At 69.2% G+C, this 17897-nt stretch carries 16 protein-coding genes and 3 pseudogenes; 13 read left to right on the forward strand and 6 right to left on the reverse strand.

What is annotated here, in order from left to right:
- Positions 1-91 precede the first annotated feature (91 nt).
- From IQ279_RS26870 to IQ279_RS26895, 6 genes are all read left to right on the forward strand, one after another.
- Positions 92-891, forward strand: a protein-coding gene (locus IQ279_RS26870; protein ID WP_307792557.1) for an IS5 family transposase whose coding sequence is annotated in 2 segments (ribosomal slippage) — positions 92-427 and positions 430-891 — 798 coding nt in all. Because the reading frame shifts where the segments join, the coding sequence is not laid out codon by codon here.
- Between the two features lie 181 nt (positions 892-1072).
- Entirely contained in the window at positions 1073-1708 is a 636-nt protein-coding gene (locus IQ279_RS26875; protein WP_206351925.1) for a carbonic anhydrase, read from the forward strand.
- Positions 1709-1942: 234 nt separating this feature from the next.
- Positions 1943-2215: a hypothetical protein gene (locus IQ279_RS26880; RefSeq protein ID WP_206351926.1), complete on the forward strand. Its 273-nt coding sequence runs from the start codon at positions 1943-1945 to the stop codon at positions 2213-2215.
- 330 nt (positions 2216-2545) lie between these two features.
- A complete protein-coding gene (locus IQ279_RS26885; protein ID WP_206351927.1) occupies positions 2546-3181 on the forward strand; it encodes a hypothetical protein in 636 nt (211 codons plus the stop codon).
- Positions 3182-3286: 105 nt separating this feature from the next.
- On the forward strand, positions 3287-3547 hold the full coding sequence (locus IQ279_RS26890) for a type II toxin-antitoxin system Phd/YefM family antitoxin (RefSeq protein WP_206351928.1): 261 nt from the start codon (positions 3287-3289) through the stop codon (positions 3545-3547).
- Positions 3544-3789 carry a type II toxin-antitoxin system RelE family toxin gene (locus tag IQ279_RS26895; RefSeq protein ID WP_206351929.1) on the forward strand — a complete coding sequence of 82 codons (246 nt, stop codon included), beginning with the start codon at positions 3544-3546 and terminating at the stop codon, positions 3787-3789. Before IQ279_RS26890 ends, IQ279_RS26895 begins: the two co-directional genes overlap by 4 nt.
- Positions 3790-4013: 224 nt before the next feature.
- On the opposite strand, the gene IQ279_RS26900 is transcribed toward IQ279_RS26895, so the two are convergent.
- From IQ279_RS26900 to IQ279_RS26910, 3 genes are all read right to left on the reverse strand, one after another.
- On the reverse strand, positions 4014-5336 hold the full coding sequence (locus tag IQ279_RS26900; protein WP_206351930.1) for a VanZ family protein: 1323 nt from the start codon (positions 5334-5336) through the stop codon (positions 4014-4016).
- Positions 5337-5525: 189 nt separating this feature from the next.
- Entirely contained in the window at positions 5526-6119 is a 594-nt protein-coding gene (locus IQ279_RS26905; protein ID WP_206351931.1) for a hypothetical protein, read from the reverse strand.
- 387 nt (positions 6120-6506) lie between these two features.
- Entirely contained in the window at positions 6507-6728 is a 222-nt protein-coding gene (locus tag IQ279_RS26910; RefSeq protein ID WP_206351932.1) for a hypothetical protein, read from the reverse strand.
- On the opposite strand from IQ279_RS26910, the pseudogene IQ279_RS28380 reads away from it, so the two are divergent.
- The 5 genes and pseudogenes from IQ279_RS28380 to IQ279_RS26930 form a co-directional block, all read left to right on the forward strand.
- Positions 6702-6863: pseudogene (locus IQ279_RS28380) on the forward strand (HNH endonuclease); the annotation flags it as partial. The gene IQ279_RS26910 and the pseudogene IQ279_RS28380 overlap by 27 nt on opposite strands.
- 86 nt (positions 6864-6949) lie before the next feature.
- Positions 6950-8142 (forward strand): IS3 family transposase gene (locus IQ279_RS26915; protein WP_206351933.1). Its coding sequence is split into 2 segments (ribosomal slippage): positions 6950-7214 and positions 7214-8142, totalling 1194 coding nucleotides; the frame shifts between segments, so codons are not numbered across the junction.
- A 142-nt stretch (positions 8143-8284) separates the two neighbouring features.
- The gene (locus tag IQ279_RS26920; RefSeq protein ID WP_206351934.1) at positions 8285-9061 is read left to right on the forward strand and encodes a transposase; all 777 of its coding nucleotides are present in this window, start codon (positions 8285-8287) and stop codon (positions 9059-9061) included.
- A gap of 39 nt (positions 9062-9100) precedes the next feature.
- A pseudogene (locus IQ279_RS26925) lies at positions 9101-9634 on the forward strand (transposase); the annotation flags it as partial.
- 49 nt (positions 9635-9683) lie between these two features.
- A pseudogene (locus IQ279_RS26930) lies at positions 9684-11531 on the forward strand (Tn3 family transposase); the annotation flags it as partial.
- A 124-nt stretch (positions 11532-11655) separates the two neighbouring features.
- On the opposite strand, the gene IQ279_RS26935 reads toward IQ279_RS26930, so the two are convergent.
- From IQ279_RS26935 to IQ279_RS26945, 3 genes are read right to left on the reverse strand one after another with little or no spacing between them, the layout of a single operon-like run.
- Entirely contained in the window at positions 11656-12858 is a 1203-nt protein-coding gene (locus IQ279_RS26935) for an MFS transporter (RefSeq protein WP_206351937.1), read from the reverse strand.
- Between the two features lie 23 nt (positions 12859-12881).
- Complete coding sequence (locus IQ279_RS26940; RefSeq protein WP_241028825.1) at positions 12882-14168, reverse strand: preATP grasp domain-containing protein; 1287 nt, start codon at positions 14166-14168, stop codon at positions 12882-12884.
- 53 nt (positions 14169-14221) lie between these two features.
- Positions 14222-15328: a radical SAM protein gene (locus IQ279_RS26945; protein WP_206351939.1), complete on the reverse strand. Its 1107-nt coding sequence runs from the start codon at positions 15326-15328 to the stop codon at positions 14222-14224.
- A 478-nt stretch (positions 15329-15806) separates the two neighbouring features.
- On the opposite strand from IQ279_RS26945, the gene IQ279_RS26950 reads away from it, so the two are divergent.
- Together IQ279_RS26950 and IQ279_RS26955 are read left to right on the forward strand one after the other, a co-directional pair.
- On the forward strand, positions 15807-16814 hold the full coding sequence (locus tag IQ279_RS26950; RefSeq protein WP_206351940.1) for a recombinase family protein: 1008 nt from the start codon (positions 15807-15809) through the stop codon (positions 16812-16814).
- A 70-nt stretch (positions 16815-16884) separates the two neighbouring features.
- Positions 16885-17502, forward strand: coding sequence for an NsdA family TPR-like regulatory protein (locus tag IQ279_RS26955; RefSeq protein WP_206351941.1), 618 nt, complete (start codon positions 16885-16887; stop codon positions 17500-17502).
- The last annotated feature ends 395 nt before the right edge of the window (positions 17503-17897 follow it).

Below are 17897 nucleotides of genomic sequence, written 5' to 3' on the forward strand. Positions count from 1 at the left end.
GCCAGCGGAAACAAGACGACCAGGCTCGGAAAGACAACAGCTACTAAGAAGCCATCTCATTTGGCTGGGTAGGCTCTTGGTCGTGGCAGGGATCGTTGAGCGGCTGGTGCCGGATGAGTTGTGGGAGCTGTTCCAGCGGGTGGTGCCGGAGGCGCCGTCGCGGCCGCAGGGCGGCGGCCGTCGCCGGCACGGCGACCGGGAGGTGCTGGCCGCGATCATCTTCGTGGCGACGTCGGGGTGTACCTGGCAGCAGCTGCCCACCGCATCGTTCGGGCCGTCCGGGGCCACGGCCCACCGCCGGTTCACCGAGTGGACGAAGGCCCGGGTGTGGGCCAAGCTGCACCGCCTGGTCCTGGACGAACTCGGCGCCCGAGGCGAGCTGGACTGGTCGCGGTGCGCGATCGACTCGGTGAACATGCGAGCGCTGAAAAGGGGGACCTGACCGGTCCGAATCCTGTCGACCGGGGCAAGTACGGGTCGAAGATCCACCTGATCACCGAGCGGACCGGTCTGCCCCTGTCCGTCGGCGTCTCCGGCGCCAACACCCACGACAGCCAGGCCCTGATCCCGCTGGTGCAGGGCATACCCCCGATCCGCTCCCACCGAGGGCCGCGCCGTCGCAGGCCCGGCAAGCTCCACGCGGACAAGGGCTACGACTACGCCCACCTGCGGCGATGGCTGTCCCAACGGGGCATCCGCCACCGCATCGCCCGTAAGGGCATCGAGACCTCGCAGCGGCTGGGCCGACACCGCTGGGCCATCGAACGCACCATGGCCTGGCTCGCCGGCTGCCGGCGCCTCCACCGCCGCTACGAGCGCAAGGCCGAACACTTCCTCGCCTTCACCAGCATCGCCTGCACCCTCATCTGCTACCGACGACTCACCAAATGAGATGAATTCTAAGGACCCTTACGGGGCCGGGCAACTGCGCCGCGCGCTGCGGTTCTGCCTCGAGGGCGCTCTCGCCCGGCGCGCCTGGGGGGCATGCCGGGTCCGGCATCGTCACCCGACCCGGCGCCTTCCGGCGGGACCGGTCACAGCGAGGGCTGGTGTCGCCTCGTAGGCTGCGGCCATGACTGAGACCCAGACGCCCCGCGACGCCTTCGAACTGCTCATGGCCGGCAACCAGCGCTTCGTCTCCGGCACCCCCGAGCACCCGAACCAGGACGCTACCCGCCGCACCGAGACCGCACCGTCCCAGCAGCCCTTCGCCGTGCTGTTCGGGTGCTCCGACTCCCGGCTCGCAGCCGAGATCATCTTCGACCGCGGCCTGGGCGACCTGTTCGTCGTCCGCACCGCCGGCCACGTCGCCGGTACGGAAGTCCTCGGCTCCATCGAGTTCGGCGTGAGCGTCCTCAAGGCGCCCCTGGTCGTCGTCCTCGGCCACGACTCGTGCGGCGCCGTCGCCGCAGCCTGCTCCGCCCTGGAGAACGGACAGACGCCGGGCGGCTTCGTCCGCGACGTCGTCGAACGGGTGACCCCCAGCGTGCTCGCAGCCCGCGCCGCCGGACGCGAGGCGGCCGAGGAGATCCTCGCCGAGCACATCGAGAACACCGTGGACCTGCTGCTTGAACGCTCCCGGACCCTGGCCGAGGCGGTGGCCGAGGGCCGCCTCGCCGTGGTGGGGCTGTCCTACCGCCTGGCCAACGGCAGCGCACAACTCGTCGCTGCCCGAGGCCTCGACGCGGTGGTCCCCGCCGCGTCCTGACCGTCCCGGCCGCAGCTACGGCCGGGCCGTGCCCGGCCGGGCGGACGAGGCGTGGGCGGTCCTGGCCCGCCGCCAGGCCCTGGGGCCGTACGCTGACCGCGCGGTGCGGGCACGGCCCCCACCGCCCTCACCCCCTCCCAAGGAACCGCAGGCGCCCTCCGACACCCATGGACCCCCTCGCCCAGCCCTCGCTGTGGTGTGGCGGTGTCGGTGCCGGGTGGGATGCTGCCGGGCATGGACGCGGAGGAATTCATGCGCGGCCGGGTCTACGGCGCCGACCACGACGATCCCCATCCCGGCCCCGGGGCGGGCCATGCCTACCGGGAGCTGGTGGACGGGCCGCTGCACGGCCTGCTGCTCGACGTCACCGGCTGGGACGGGGAACGGCTGGGCCGGGGCGTGGTGCTGGCCACCGAGATCGGCGCGTTCGGGCCCGGTGGCCGCGCCGTCTACCAGCCCCGCCCGGGTGATGCGCACCGGTGGGACTGGTGTGGGGACATGCCCTGACCGAGTGCGCGCGGAGACCGGCGCCGGCACTCCCGTCTCCCGCCCGGCCGAGGGCCCGGGCCGCCCGCATCACCCCCGAGGGGCTGGACGGCGCAGGCCTGGCACCACCACCGCTTTGTCGGGTGGCGGGCGGTGGTGATCAGGTCGTGTCGTCTGCGCTGTGCAGGGTTCGTGTTCGGTGGGTGTTGGTATGCGGCAGTGCTGGGGCGAGCCGCCTGGCCGGTGGTCGCCTTCACCTGCTGGCTGACGGCCTGAAGGTAGGCGTAGGCGGTCATCGCGTCTGAAACCGGTGGTCTGGAAGCCCAACTCTGGCCCATCATGGAGCGGGTGATGATTCCTTCTCCGGACGAGGTCGAGGCCGCGCGTACTCCGGCGGGCGGCTGGGCTCGTGATCAGCTTGCCGCCTGGGGTGTGCCCTGGCCGCCTCCGGCGGGCTGGAGGCAGTGCCTGGCCGACCAGTGGCACGCCGCCCAGCAGGTTCCGCACCGGGACGCCGCTCCCTCGGCATCCGGTGGGGGAGGGGAGCCTGCGGCCGCGCCTGGCGCGGGTGTGGTCCGGGTGCCGGAGCCGGAGCCGGACTGGCAGCCCGCGACCGTTCCGCCGTACCACGTGGGCAAGAACCCCGCATTCCAGCACAGTCTGTGGCAGGCCGCCTCCACCCTCTACCGGCTGGTGGCCGGGCTGAGGCCGCCGCTGGAGGCGCTGGCGGCCCGGCTGCGGCTGGAAGTGGAGCACACCTGGGAGGACCCGGGCCCGGTGGATGTGGCCCTGTTCCGCCTGCGGCGCACCGAGTTCGCCTTCACCTGGGTGCCGGGCAAGGGTTGCACCTTCGTGTGGGTCGACCGGCACCACCAGGACGTCGAAGGCGCGCTGGAGCTCCTGCTCGGCGCGCTGGGGGTGGGCCGTGAGGCCGTGGCCTTCACCGAGGACGACCTGAAAGCCGAGCAGTCCGGCACGTCCGGATGACTCCTTCCCGCCTCGGATGACACCTGGGTGCACGGCCGGACCTTCCCGGACACGGTACGGCCAGAGAAAGTGTCATCATGTGCACACTTGCGTAAGGTGGTGTGCATGACGGAGATCACTTACTCGATCGTGGAGGCCCGTGCCCGGCTCGGTGCCATCGCGCGCGAGGTCAGCGCCACCCGCGAGCCGGTCGCCATCACCGACCACGGGCAGACCGTCGCGATGCTGGTCAGCCCCGCCGATGCCCTGGAACTGCAGGAGCTGCGGGCGCTGGCCGCCCACCGCGCCCGCCAGGCCCGCGGCGAGGACACCGGCGTCCCGCACGAGGAGGCCTACCGCCGCGTCTTCGGCCAGGACCAGGCGTGAGATATGAGGTCGTCTGGGAGCCCGAGGCCCTGGTCCAGGCGGAGCGGCTCGCCAAGGACGACCCCGACGGGGTGAGGCAGGTCTTCACCGCCGTCGACCACCTCGCCGGCAACCCCCGACCCCAGGGCGCCTTCGGCAGCAGCGATGTGCTGCGCATCCACGTCGGGGCCTACCGGGTGATGTACGAGATCAGCGACCGCCAGGTCCGCGTCCATGTGATCCACCTCGGCCGCCTGCGCTGACCATCCGGTCGGCCAGGCGCTTCTCACCACGACCGCAAGACGGTGCGGTGCCGGCCGAGCAGCACGACGACCGCACCACCCCGAACGGGACCGTCCTGCCCGGCCAGGGCCACGGCCAGGGTCTGCCCCGGTAACCTTGCCTGCCCCATGCCGCTGCCCGCGCCGCCATCCGGCTCGGCGCCCCGTGTACCCAGGGCTGGGGGCCGGTGGTACTGCTCGACATGTCAACCAGCCCCGGGCTGGGCATCGACGTTCTCATGCACCGTCCCGGTCGATGCGTCGACGGCGAAGTAGGCGTTGATCGGCTCAACGGTGGCGATCCACTCCACCCGCCACCTCCCCTCGCGTTCCACGGCGGTCAGGTCGTGCACATCAACAGCTAATGCCTCCGGCTCGGACGAGGCCTGTGTGAGGTGGGTGCGCAGGGCACGCTCGGCGTCCTGCGCGCTGACTGTCGCATCCGGAAGCTTCCCGGGGTCCGTCATCCTGTAGGCGGACAGTTCGGTAATGCGCCCGGAGGGGGCGACCTGCACATCCAGGCGCATCGGCATGACGATGCCACCGCGCACACGACGCCAGCTGACCAGCCAACCCGGCCCTTTGTCCGCGTCGACCGCGCTCACCTCGGCCTCGGATCCGCGCAGCGCCCACGCGTAGTGGTCGGCGGCGTAGCGGCGCGCGATGGCCAGCGCATCGGAGGCGTCCTGCGGCGGGGCATCGGCTCCCGGAACGGGGAAGGCCCAGCGGTGGTCGGTGGGCGTGGCAACCAGGCTGGCGGAGAACCGACGCGCATCCGGCCATGACAGCGAGGCGACCCCGCCGTCCAGCGCGATGAACAACTGCCCGAAGTCCGGACTCGACTGGACGTTCGCCACGGTGTAGCGGTCCCCGAAGGCATGCTGCACCGCCTGCTCGGCAGCCGCCTGCTGCGCAGCGGTGGCGAACCGCAGCGAGGTGGCATCGACGACGATCGCGGTGATCCGCAACCCCCACACGACAGCCGACACCAGTACCACGCAGGCAAGGACCGCGACCGCCCCGGAGGCGCTCGCTCGCCAGGGGCGCACCGGCCACCGGAGCGTCCGCAGGAAGAGCCGGCCGGCCGCCAGCCCCAGCAGCCCCCCGACCGTGTTCATCTCCACATCGGCGGTGTCACAGCCCCGGCCTACCGGAAGCACCCCCTGGGCTATCTCGGTGGCCACCGTCAAGCTCACCACCCCGGCCAAAACCGGTACCGGCCTGCGCACCGCCAGCATCCCGAACAGCCCGACGGGAAAAAACATCACCGCGTTCCACCATCCCTGGGCGGTAAGGAACGGCTCGGCCAGGTCACGGTTGACGACACACCGGCCCGCCATCCCACTGCCGGTGGACCACAGCGTCAGACACAGCTCGGCCGCCACCGCACAGCCCAGCGCCGCACACGACCACGGTCTTCTCCACGCCAGTTTCAAAGAGGCCAGATAGCACACCGATCCCGCGACCAGCACCACTACGAGTGAGAGAACCACATACCCTGTGTGGCCGCGGAACACTGCCGTCAGCATGAACCCTCCCAGCAGACCGGATACGGCAGGCGCCCTTCCCTTCCTGGTCGGCCCACCTGCTATGGGTGACCCAGATGACAGGCACCCTGGTGGTGTCCTGGCCGCCGCCCGCCTCGAAGAGTGAAGAGCACCGGATACGCACGGGCGGTTCCCCCGGCGCTCACCCGCTGTACGGCCCGTCCGGGTCCGCTACCGCCCAGGGCAGGGCGGGAGGTTGGCGGCGGTGTACTCCTCGGCGACCGTGAACACCGCCGCGCAGTGCGGGCACTGGGCCCGGCCGAACAGGTAAGTGATCCCCCAGGCGATGTCCGCCTGCCCGTCGCGGGTGGCCGTGTCGTACATCCACCGCCCCACCCCGCGAAGCTCCGCGGGGGAGGCCGACCGCAGGGGGCGCCGCTCCACATCGCCCCGGTACCAGTCCCGGATCGCCGCGTAGCACCCGTGGGCCCCGATGGCGACGGTCACCTCTCCGGCGCAGTGCGGGCAGGGCAGGGGGTAGAAGTCGTCCGCGAAGTCCTCCAGGACGGCGCTCCAGTGGTACTGCCCGGCGGTCGCAAGCAGGTCGCGGAAGCTTCGGAGCCAGTCGTCGGGCCGGGTGCGCAGGCGGTGGTCCACCAGCTCCCGCAGCTCCGTGACCGCCGCCGTGCAGTCGGCGAGCAACGCGTCACCCCCGTGATCGTGTGCGGCGCCGCGCACGATCGCCCCGGCCAGCTCCAGCGCCCGCGCACGGGTGCGGGCGAGCTCCACCAGGCGCGGCAGGGCGGCGAAGCTCGCGGGAAACACGTCTCGCCGTGGAGACACAACCGATCCCACAACTCCTCCCACACCTCTTCCCCGCCTCCGCGCTCCGCCCGATCCGGAAGCCCGGGTATGCGGTCGGCGGTCCCGTGGGAGTCATGCACCCGCGTCCAGTCCACCACCCCGGCATTCAACCGCCCGGCACCCATCACGGCCAACCGCCTCCGCACCCCGGCTGGCGGCGCAACGCTCCCGCTCCGTGCCCGCGCACGACGCAGCGGTCACCCCGGCCCGTACGTGCCGGCCCCGGCGATCTCGGTATCGGCGTCCGCACCGTCGGCGTACCAGTCGTCCCCGCCACTCGCCCCCGGTGCCCCTCCTGCGACCCCGCTGCTTCGGCCGCCGTCTTCACAACAGCTCTGGCCTCTTCTCTCAACGGCGCTGTGCTCTCTCCAGCCGATCGACCTGGATATCGATCAGATCAGGAGGAAAGGACGCGCTGCCGTCCACGTCCAGCATGTTGAACGTCGCTATCGTGGTACCGACGAGAACCACGACGGTCTCCTCCTGTCGGAGCGGGTCCTCGCTGGTGGTTTCCTCATGTGATGGAACGGCAGAGCCTAGCCCGGCCCCCGCGGCCTGGACATCGACCACCTCATCCCCCTCGCCGAGGCCTGGGACTCGGGCGCCTCCACCTGGAGCGCCCAGCGCCGCCAAGCCTTCGCCAACGACCTCGGCGACGAACGGTCCCTGGTCGCCGCCACAGCGTCCGCGGCCAGAGCCTTGGCCAGCTCCGCCAACGCTGAGCTGTACTGATCTTCGTGGAGTCCCTGAAGTCTGGGTTACGCTTCCAGGCGTGGGGAGAACCACGAGCAATGCCGGCACCCCGTAAATATCCTGATGAGCTGCGTGAGCGTGGGGTGCGTGAGGTCCGCTCGACTGGCCGTCCTGTGGCCCACGTCGCTCGCGGCCTCGGCATCTATAAGGAAGCGCTGCGGTCCTGGGTCCGCCAGGCCGAGGCGGACGCCGGTGAGCGTGACGACCGGCTGACGACTGCCGAGCGCGACGAGTTGAAGGAACTCCGCAAGGGGAGCGCCGAGTTGAGGCGGGCCAACGAGATCCTGAAGGCCGCCTCGGTGTTTTTTGCCCAGGAGATCGACCGTCCCCGGACGAGGCCGAGCAGGTGATCGACCACCTGCGCGACAAGGGCCTCGGGGTCGATCCCGTCTGCCGGGTGCTGGACCTGTCGCCGTCGACGTACTTCGCGCGCAAGACGCGCCCGAAGTCGGCCCGACGCCTGCGCGACGAAGAACTGATCCCGCTGGTCACAGCCGCGTGGGAGGACTCCGGCCGCACCTACGGCGCACGCCGCGTCACCCGCGCCCTGGTCCGCGCCGGCCACACGGTGGCCCGCTGCACGGTCGAGCGGCTGATGGGCGAGCTCGGCATCGAGGGCGTCATCCGCGGGCAGCGCCGCCGCACCACGGTCCCCGAGCCGGCCGCGCCGCGCCCGCTGGACCTGGTCAACCGCCGCTTCACCGCCGAGCGGCCCAACCAGCTGTGGCTGGCCGACCTGACCTACATCCGCACCTGGTCAGGGTGGGTCTACGTCGCGTTCGTCCTGGACGCGTACTCACGCCGGATCGTGGGCTGGCAGGCCGCCACGCACCTGCGCACGGACCTGCCGCTGGACGCGCTGGAGATGGCGCTGTGGCGGCAGAGGATCAAGAAGGACGCCGGGCTCATCCACCACAGCGACAGAGGGTCGCAGTACGTGTCCATTCGGTACACGGAACGTCTCGCCGAGGTCGGTGCCTCGGCGTCGGTCGGGTCCGTCGCGGACAGTTATGACAACGCGATGGCCGAGGCCCTCAACGGCACGTTCAAGGCCGAACTGATCGAACATCAGGGGCCATGGCGGGACTTCGACCAGGTCGAGCGGGCCGTCTTCCAGTGGGTCGCGTGGTACAACGGTGAACGACTCCACTCCGCCCTGGGCTACGTGCCGCCCGACGAGTACGAGCAGGCACACTGGGCGCACCTGGAGGAAGTCCCGCAGACCGCTTGATCACACGATCGCGGACTCCACGAAACTCGGGGCAGCTCACCTGTGGGACAACCTGGCCCACACGGTCCAACGCACCGTGATCGCCCACCGGTCCTGTCTGACACCGCCGCCACCGGAGCAGCCCGAGCACGTATCGGCAACGGTGCCCGACCCCGCCCTCAACCCGGACACCGGTGCCGAGAAGTGGCTGGTCACCCGCACCCGGGAGCGCTACCGGGCCGTCCAGGACCTGCTGGCCCAGGGGTGGACGATCAGCGCGATCGGACGTGAACTCGGACTGGCCCGCCACACCGCACGCCGCTACGCACGCTGCGAGAACCCCGAGGCCCTCGCCGACCGCGCCATCCGCACCACCCGGCTGGACGCCTGGCGGCCCTATCTGATCAGTCGCTGGAACCAGGGCTGCACCAACGCCTCCACCCTCTTCCGCGAGATTCAGGCCCAGGGCTACCCGGGCCGCACGCCCCAAGCCGTCCGCCGCTTCTTGCGCCCACTGCGTGACACCGCGAAGGCGGCACCCGCACCACCGCCGAAACCCCAGGACATCACCAACTGGATCACTCGTCACCCCGGTCACCTGCGAGCCGAGGAGGAACAGCAGCTCGACGACGTTCTCTCCCGCTGCCCGCAGATGGCCGCGCTCCGAAACCACGTTCATGCCTTCGCCCGCATGATCTGCGACCGCACCGGCACCGATCTTTCTGCCTGGATTTGCGCGGTCCGCGCCGGCGACCTACCCCCGTTGCAGGCCTTCGCCGACGGACTCGAACGCGACTGGGACGCCGTCCTGGCCGGCCTCACCCTGCCCTGGAGCAGCGGCCCCGTCGAAGGTCACGTCAACCGGATCAAGATGCTCAAGCGACAGATGTACGGACGGGCCTCGCTCCCACTCTTACGCAAACGAGTCCTTCTCTCGTAACGCTCCGTCACTGCTTCACGGAAATCTTGGCAGAGCCTCTCCATGACGCCGCCGCACGCCAGAACCTGGTCCCGGCGCGGACACACCCCGGTGGTGCGGGTCCGCGGCCGCTCCCGCAGACGGGTCTCGATCGCGGCCCTGACCTGCTACAAACCCGACCACCGGTCCCGGCTGATCTACCGGCCCCGCCGCGACGACGGCCGCCGCGACGGGCGCAAGAGCTTCGCCTGGACCGACTACCGCGACCTGCTGACCGCCGCCCACCAGCAGCTCGGCGGCCCCATCGTCCTGGTCTGGGACAACCTCAACGTGCACAAAGCCGCCGGGCTGCGCGAGTTCGCCGAGAGGCACGAGTGGCTGACCATCTTCCACCTGCCGCCCTACGCGCCCGACCTCAACCCGGTCGAAGGGATCTGGTCCCTGCTGCGGCGCGGCTGGCTGTCCAACACCGCCTTCACCACCCCCGAACACCTCATCCACCGCATCCGGCGGGGACTGCGCCACATCCAGTACCGCAGCGACCTCATCGACGGCTGCCTCACCGAGACCGGCCTGACCATCCGACCCGGATGAACCCTTACGACACCACGAGTTCAACCTCAGTAAGTGCAACAACACCGCCTACCGGCCGGTGATGGACGCCATCGACCTGCTCAAGCGGTACCTGGACCAGCCCATCGCGAAGGAGGGCGCGTTCTTCGACGAGGCGGAGAAGATCCCGCTGGCCGGGGTGGTGCGCGAGGAGTGGCGCAAGGCGGTCGTGGATGAGCGCGGCCGGGTCGAGCGCATCCCGTACGAGCTGTGCGTGCTCGTGGCGCTGCGGGACGCGCTGCGGCGCCGCGAGATCTGGGTGCCGGGCGCGAACCGGTGGCAGAACCCGGAGGACGATCTGCCGCCGGACTTCGAGGACAACCGCGATGTGCACTACGACGCGATCCGCCAGCCGCAGGACCCGGAGAAGTTCATCGAGGCCCTGGAGAAGAGGCTGCGCGAGGCCCTGGCCCGCTTCGACACCGCGCTGGAGCTGGGCACCACGGGCGGGGTGGACATCGTCCGCCGGCACGGTGAGCCGTGGATCAAGGTCTCGCCGCTGGGCAAGCAGGAGGAGCCGGAGAACCTCGTCGCGCTGAAGGCGGAGATCGAACGCCGCTGGGGCACCATCGACCTGATCGACATCCTTAAGGAGGCCGAGTTCGCCACCGGCTTCACCGGCGAATTCACCTCGGTCGCCACCAGGGAGGCGGTCCCGAAGGCGGTACTGCGCCGCCGGCTGCTGTTGGTGCTGTTCGCGCTGGGCACGAACATGGGCATCAAGCGGGTCGCTGTCACCGGCAAGCACGGCGAGAGCGAGGCCGTCCTGCGCCGGGTACGGCACCTGTTCGTCAACCGGACCAACCTGCGCGCGGCGCTGGTGAGGCTGGTCAACGCCACCTTCGCCGCCCGGGATGCGGCGTGGTGGGGCGAGGGCACCGCCTGCGCGAGCGACTCCAAGAAGTTCGGCTCCTGGTCGAGCAACTTCATGACCGAGTGGCACCAGCGGTACCGCGGGCCCGGGGTGATGATCTACTGGCACGTCGAGAGGAAGTCGCTGTGCGTCTACAGCCAGCTCAAGTCCTGCTCGGCCTCCGAGGTCGCCGCGATGATCGAGGGCGTGCTGCGGCACTGCACGGACGTGGAGATCGACCGGCAGTACACCGACACGCACGGCGCCTCCATCGTCGGGTTCGCCTTCGCCCACATGCTCGGCTTCAACCTGCTGCCCAGGCTGAAGAACGTCGGCTCGGCACGCCTGTACCGGCCGGCGGCCGGGGAGGACGAGAAGTGGCCGCACCTGGCACCGGTGCTGTCGACCAAGACGATCGACTGGGACCTGATCCGCCAGCAGTACGAGCAGATCGTGAAATACACCACCGCCCTGCGCCTGGGCACCGCGGAGGCCGAGCAGGTCCTGCGGCGCTTCACCCGCGGCGGGCCGAAGCACCCGACGTACCGGGCGATCGAGGAACTGGGCCGCGCGGTACGTACGGCGTTCATCTGCGACTACCTCGCCGATGCCGACCTGCGGCGCGAGATCAACGACGGGCTCCAGGTCGTGGAGAACTGGAACTCCGCCAACCACGACCTGTTCTACGGCAAGGACGGCGATCTGACCGGCTCCGACAAGGAGTCCCAGGAGGTCTCGATGCTCGCGCTGCACCTGCTCCAGTCCGCGTTGGTGCACGTCAACACCCTGCTGCTTCAGGACATCCTGAGCGAGGAGAAGTGGCAGAAGCGGCTCACCGACGCCGACCGGCGGGCCCTGTCTCCACTGTTCTGGACCCACGTGAACCCCTACGGCCGGTTCGAACTGGACATGAACTCCCACCTCGCCCTCGCCGCCGTAGCGGCCGCGCTACCCGGTCCCCGATCTTCGTCCGAGGTGGAAACAGCCCGGTCGGCGGCGAAGGATGCGACCGACTCGGCACCCTGAAGACCCGCAGGCCCGGCGTCGCCGGCGGGCGCCTGGATCGTTGACCAGGGTGAGGCGCCGGGCCGCAGGTTGAGAAGGGGATGGGCATGGCGAGCGCCGGGCCCCAGTGCACGGACTCGCTGGGCTACAGCCTCTGCGGCGGCCCGTTGCTCACGCGTTCGGTTTCCTGGGTCATGGGACGGTGCCTCCCGAGGATGGATCCAGCTGTGAGAAGGAACGTGATGCCAGCGGTGATGAGGATGGTGGCGGTGGGGTTGGTCCAGTTGAGCAGAACGCCGGTCGCACCCGCGCTGATGCCGTAGCCCACACCGCTTCCTGCGTACTGGAGTGAATACCCGACGGCGTGCAGGTCCGCAGGTAGGGCTCGCTGCAGCGAGAGATTCCTCGCGATGAGGACTACGGCCTGGAACATGCCTGCGGCCAGCAGCACGACCGCAAGGCCTCCCAGGACGGGCACCACCGCGGCAGAAACGGCTGAGGCAACGGTCGCCAGCAGGAAGATCGTGCTGTGCCGTTCTGGACTGCCTGGCCAGGCCCGCAGACCGTACACGAGCCCGCCGGCAATACTGGCGAGGGCGAACCCGGTCAGCAGGGGCCCGCTGGCGGCAGCCGGAAGTTCTCGCTGCTCAAGCAGCGCTGGGAGGGACAGTTCCACGGTGGCCAGCAAGTACATCGCAGCCGCGCTGGTGAGATAGATCGGCCAAGCTGCGGTGAGCCGTCTCGCTACAGCCTTCAGCCGCACGCCGGTCTCCGGTCTCCCCGTCTTCTCCGGCAGCGCGAACAGGCAGCCCGCTGCCACCGTGGCAGATGCCGCAGCCGTGTAGAACGGGACTGTGGCTGACCACCAGGTAGCTGCGCTGGCGACGAGGGCGGGTGACGCCGCCCACACAGCCATGTTCAGTGAGGATTCCCAGCTGAGCGTTGAATTGAGGTCCTTGGCCGGGACCAGGTCGGCCACCATGGCTCGCAGCGCGCCGGGCACAGCGGCCCCTGATGCTCCCGCGGCGGCCGCCATGATGACGGTGACTGTGAGCGGGGCATCAGGAAGGACGGCGAGCCCGGTGAAGAACACGGCGCTCGCGAGGAGCCCTCCAGCGATCTCGCGCCGGTAGGGGCGGTTCCGCAGGCGTGCGCCGAGGAACGGGGCGCCGACGGCTTCGGCCACTGTGTACGCGGCGGCTAGCACCGCGCCACGGGCGTAGTCGCCGGATGCTTCCTTCGCGAGGAAGACGAACGCGAGCGGGGCCATCGCCACCGGTAGCCGGCCAGCTGCGACGGTGAACGACCACAGAACCGTCTGCTTGCCGGCAAGGGCGCGGTAGGACATCTTGTGGTTCTTCCCTTGTCTGTTCAGCGGTCGGCAAGCTGCACGCTCTCGGCGAGGTAAGCATGGAGTTCTGCCTCCAGCGCCCGACACCGCGACCAGGTCGGCGCCAGTACGACGTACTCGACCGTGCCGCTGGCCTCGGTGTCGTCGGAGGCGATCACCACTCCCTCTCGCGCTGCCCTGTCCCAGGCAAGACCGTTGCGTGCCAAGCCGTCGACGAGCGTGGTGAAGGGCGGTGCGGGGACGCTGAACCGGCTCAGAAGCACATGGTCGTCGGCCCAGTTCTTGCCGAGAAGCACTGTGGCGATGGCGTCGAGGTGGGTGCTGCCGCCCAGCCTGGCATTGACCTCGTTGAATCGGACGGTGCCATCGGGCGAGATCACCGCGTCGATGCTCGCAAGGCCCTGGTAGCCGAGGGTCTGCATCAGCCGGGCGAGCCGGAGCGCGCCGTCTGCGAAGACCTTCCCCACGTCGTCGGAAACGTCGGTGAGGGGTAGTTCCAGCCCGGCGAGGACAGGTGGGTCTTCGCCAGTGCGCAGGGAGCCCGTGTTGAGGATCTGCGGCTCCTCCGGCGGCAGAGGGCAGCGCACCTCGGCATACACGGAACGGCAGTCTGGAAGGAACTCCTCCACGACGACTTCCCCCATGGGGGCGAAGGTCTCGGCGAGGCCCGCCGCCGTAACGAGTTCGGTCAGGTCGCAGGTGTTCGTGACGTGAAGTGTTTCCATGGCGCCCACCGCGTGGACGTCCTCGTGCGTGGTGATGACGAGATTGCCGTGGCCTCCGACGGCCCGGTCACGCTTCATGATCACGGATCCGGTGCGTGGCAGCAGTCGTTTCACAGCGTGCACCAAGTCCCCACTGGTGCGGCAGGGCATGCCCGCCGGGACAGGGACGCCCGCGCTGGCTGCGAGTGCCCGGAAGACGACCTTGCTGTTGAGGAGCTCGGCGCCGCCTTCATCAAGGAAGGACTTACTCGCGTTGGCGTCGTCCAGGCCGATGTGCTGGGCGAAGGTGACCGCGCCGCGGTCGTGTATGTAGGGCTGATAGTCCAGCGACTCGGCCGTCAGTTCCTGGAGTGTCGCGGACACCTTCGACGTGCGTAGTTCCTGGTGTGTGAGTAACGGTGCGTCGGGGCTAATCACGCGGAGAGTAGCAGGGTCGGTACCCGTGTGGCGCGTCACGTACTCGAGGAAGTCCTGTGTCACAGGCCGGGGGATGACGAGCACGTCGTGATCTCTCAGCAGCCAGGTCAGGCGCTTCATCGCGAAAAGGATGCCGCGGTAGTCCGCTTCTGTGAGCAGGTCCATTCGGTCGACCATGTGCTCCGTGCAGGCATTCCCCAGCCACAGTGTCGGCGGCATCAGACCTCCGCCTTCCCGCCATCGCTGTCGAGGTACCAGACTTGGAGGAGCCCGTTGTCGTCCACCCGCGCGGAGGCTGGCAGCTGCCAGTCCGGCGCCCAGCGAAGCCTGTCGTTGTAGGAGTAGCCCGTCTGCACGAGCACGCGGCTGCCGTCCCGGTCGACGAGAGAGCCCTCATAGAGGGCGACCTTGCCGACGTCCGTCATGAGTGCGTAGTGGGGCTTGGCCCGTCCAGAGGTCATCCCGGACACGGTCAGCTGCCGGAAGAGGTCAAGCCCTCGCGCGATTGAGGTTCTGTGGTGGTCCATGCCACGGATGGGCACGCAATGGAACAGGTAGTGCGCTTCGATGTCCAGGTACCGAAGTTCGTCGTAGAGCCTGACAAGAGTATCGATGTCGTCATTCACGTCACGGAGCAGGACAGTCTGGTCATAGATGCGGGCACCAGCTTCCTGCAGCTTGGCGTAGGCCTCGCGGACCTCGGGAAACAGCTCGCCCGGGTGGTTGATGTGGGTGGCGATCTCCACGCGGAACGTCGAACGGCGGCGGAGGGCTCGTACCATGCGTTCATTGACGCGCTTGGGGTCCTGCAGCGGCACACGGGTGCCGATGCGTACGACTTCGACCTGGGGCGCGTGCTGCTCGATCGCATCGAGGAGAAACTCCAGCCGGTCGACGAGGATCAGAGGGTCGCCTCCGGTGATGAGCACCTCACGCACGTCGGAGTTTTCCGGATCTAAGCCGCAGTAGCGGGCGATACGTGCTAAATCGTCGTTGCTCAGAGTCTTGGTGTCGTACTGTCCGCGGATGCACCAGCGGCAGTGGGCGGCACAGATGGTGGTGGGCTCGACCAACAGGGTCCGGCGGTACAGCTTCTCGACGCCCCTGAGCTCCTCGCCTTCAAAGGTGGGGTGCAGCTCGGACTCGTAGTGCCGGGCGACTTCGTGAGCCCGGCTGACATTCTCCGAGGGGTCGGCGACGTACTGAAGGTCCAGGAACGAGAGTTCAGCACTGCTCCCCCTCTCGGCCATCTTCTGTCGCAGGTACGGAGATATCTTCTCAGCGAAGACGCCGTCTTTCGCTCCAGCCAAGGGGTTCTCCTCCACATATGCGGTCGCACAGCGCATAGCTGCGCACCAGGACGGTGGCCTGGGACGATGCAGATCGTGCCTCGCCCCACATACCCAGGCTGACTCAACCACCGCGGCGCCCCAAGTGACTCCTCGGCCATACTCACCAGGCAAATGCTGTCTGATTAGTCATCTTTGCCATTACATGATTCAGAGGGGCAACGTCTTCCCCCAGGCACGATAACCACCGACTCCCATGGATCTGGGGAGCACCGCCAGAGGCCCTCCGCAGGTTGCCCGGATGAGGCCCGCCGGCCAGCAGTGATCTTCACCGAAGACAGGTAAGGACCGAACTGCACGTGCAGTTACTCTCACAAACGGTCTTTTGCGCGAGCAAGATCAACAACCGGCCGACGGACTCCCGCCGCACCCGGATTCGTTCACAGAACCCGTTCTTACTCAAAAGCGGGACTGACCTCCTTCTGAGAGTTGCATTGTGCGAAAATACGGGCCCATGACGGACCCTCAGCAGCCCTCCTCAACCGACCGGTCGGACGCCGACGACGTCGAACAGCACGCCTGTCCGAAGTGTGACGCCCAGCCCGGCTCGCCCTGCCGCTCGCGCGGCGGCGCGGTCGCCTCCGCTTACCACACCCGCCGCTTCACCATGGTGCCCCGGCTGAAGAAGGCACTGCGGGTGCCGACCCCGGCCGACCGCGGCCCGGGCCGGCCGTGGCGCCCTGGCACCCCACCCCCGGCGCCCATCGACCCGGGCCTTCCGAGCGCGGACATCCGCATCGGCTACGCGCGATGCTCGACACTCGGGCAGGAACTCGACTCCCAGCTCGACGCGCTCAGCAAGCACGGCATCCCCAGGGACAAAATCTTCAGCGAGAAGATCAGCACCCGGGTGCGGGTCCGGCCCCGGTTCGAGGAAGCGCTGCGGACGGCGCGGGAGGTCAAGGCGCACGCCCCGCACTGCCGCGTCATCTTCACGGTGTACGAGATGAAGCGCCTCGGCCGCGACGCCGCCGAACTCACCGCGCTCGCTGATCACCTCACCACCCACGGCCTCATCCTGGAGATGCTCGCTGGGCCCCTGCCCGGGATCTACGACCCGACCGGCCCGGGCAAGCTGCTGTTCGCGTTCTTCGCCGCGATGGCGGAGACCGAGCGGGAGAACATCCGCGAGTCCACGCTCGAAGGGCTCGACACCGCAGCCCGCAAGGGCAAGCACGGCGGCCGGCCCCCAGTCATCACCGACGACATGCTCCACACCGTGCTCCGACGCCGGGCAAACGGCGATTCCGTCGAGCAGATCCAGCCCGACCTGATCATCCCCACCGGCAAGCGCAAGGGACAGAGCCCCTCCGTGGCCAGCATCTACCGGGCGCTCGCCGAGCACGCCAAGCGCGAGGCGTACCCCGAGGCCGTCGAGCAGGCCCACGCCGACTTTGCCACCCTCCAGGTCGGCGAAGTCCCCGGACCCCGCCCCGCTATCCCTGACCGAGCGTTACTCTGATTACAGAAAGCTACTTGTCACTTCGCCGTAGCTTCGGGAGTACCGGGCCGTCATCGGGCACGACGGGTTCGTGATGCGCACCATGGCCATGCAGGGCCTCAAGCTCCACCGTCCCGAGCACTGCCTGGCCCTGGCCGAGACGGGCCTGAACCGCGTCAAGGGTCGCGTGGACGGCCAGACCGAGGCGCTCTTCCGCGTCGTCTACGCCCACACGCTGGCCAAGGTCGGGCAGACCCGGCCCGCCCTCGCCGAGGCCGACCGCGCCCGCACGTTACTGGCTTCCGGCGCGGACGCGGGGGACGAGGTGCCGTTCTGGGCGCTGGCCTGGGGACCGCCAGAGGCGTCGGTGCACTCGCGCACCGCGAAGGTCTTCGAGTCCCTGGGCGACCACCACCGGGCCGCCGCGCAGTACGCCCGTGCCGCCGCCTCCCGCCCGGCCGGCACCTACGCCCGCATCGTCGCCCTGGACTTGGTCGCCGAGGCCGAAATGCAGCTCAAGCAAGGTCTGATCGAGCAGGCGTGCGCCACCTGGAACCAGGCGATGGACCACATGGACGGCGTGCAGTCCGCCCGCACCCGCAAGGCGGTCACCACCATGCGCCGAAACCTCAGCCGGTTCCGCGCCCGCAGCCTCCGCTGTGCCGCCGACCTCGACGAACGCGCAGCCGGGTTCCTGGCATCCCCCTGACCGCAGCACCAGGGCCTATGGCCGGAGCTGCGACCCCGTGCTCGACACAGAACTACACGCGGTACCAATCGAGGTCGGTGATGAGAACCTCGGGCTCCTCCAACGGGCGCACCGCATAGCGGATCCAGCCGTCAGGAAGGCCCATCACCCGGTCATAGGGGACCTCGCGGTCCAGCGCACGGCTTGTTCCGTAGGGGTTGGCCGCGATGCTGCGTATGACCTCGTCGGTCGGACCATCCCCGCGGGCGCGGGGCCGACGACCACGCCGCAGCGCTCATGACGGCAGCGGACGGACCATCCCCGCGAGTGCGGGGTCGACCGCGGGACTGTAAAACGTTCGGTGTAACTCCTGATCAAGGAAGATGCATCGATGACCAGTGAGAACGTGACCGAGG

Origin of the sequence: Streptomyces verrucosisporus (assembly GCF_017114865.1) — a bacterium.
GTDB lineage: Bacteria > Actinomycetota > Actinomycetes > Streptomycetales > Streptomycetaceae > Streptomyces > Streptomyces fenghuangensis.

What these genes read in the sequence shown, in the direction of transcription:
- IQ279_RS26875 (WP_206351925.1), top strand. Translation starts at nt 1,073, where the DNA reads ATGACTGAGACCCAGACGCCCCGCGACGCCTTCGAACTGCTCATGGCC.
- IQ279_RS26935 (WP_206351937.1), bottom strand. Translation starts at nt 12,858, where the DNA reads ATGTCCTACCGCGCCCTTGCCGGCAAGCAGACGGTTCTGTGGTCGTTC.
- IQ279_RS26890 (WP_206351928.1), top strand. Translation starts at nt 3,287, where the DNA reads ATGACGGAGATCACTTACTCGATCGTGGAGGCCCGTGCCCGGCTCGGT.
- IQ279_RS26885 (WP_206351927.1), top strand. Translation starts at nt 2,546, where the DNA reads ATGATTCCTTCTCCGGACGAGGTCGAGGCCGCGCGTACTCCGGCGGGC.
- IQ279_RS26880 (WP_206351926.1), top strand. Translation starts at nt 1,943, where the DNA reads ATGGACGCGGAGGAATTCATGCGCGGCCGGGTCTACGGCGCCGACCAC.
- IQ279_RS26940 (WP_241028825.1), bottom strand. Translation starts at nt 14,168, where the DNA reads ATGGACCTGCTCACAGAAGCGGACTACCGCGGCATCCTTTTCGCGATG.
- IQ279_RS26950 (WP_206351940.1), top strand. Translation starts at nt 15,807, where the DNA reads ATGACGGACCCTCAGCAGCCCTCCTCAACCGACCGGTCGGACGCCGAC.
- IQ279_RS26900 (WP_206351930.1), bottom strand. Translation starts at nt 5,336, where the DNA reads ATGCTGACGGCAGTGTTCCGCGGCCACACAGGGTATGTGGTTCTCTCA.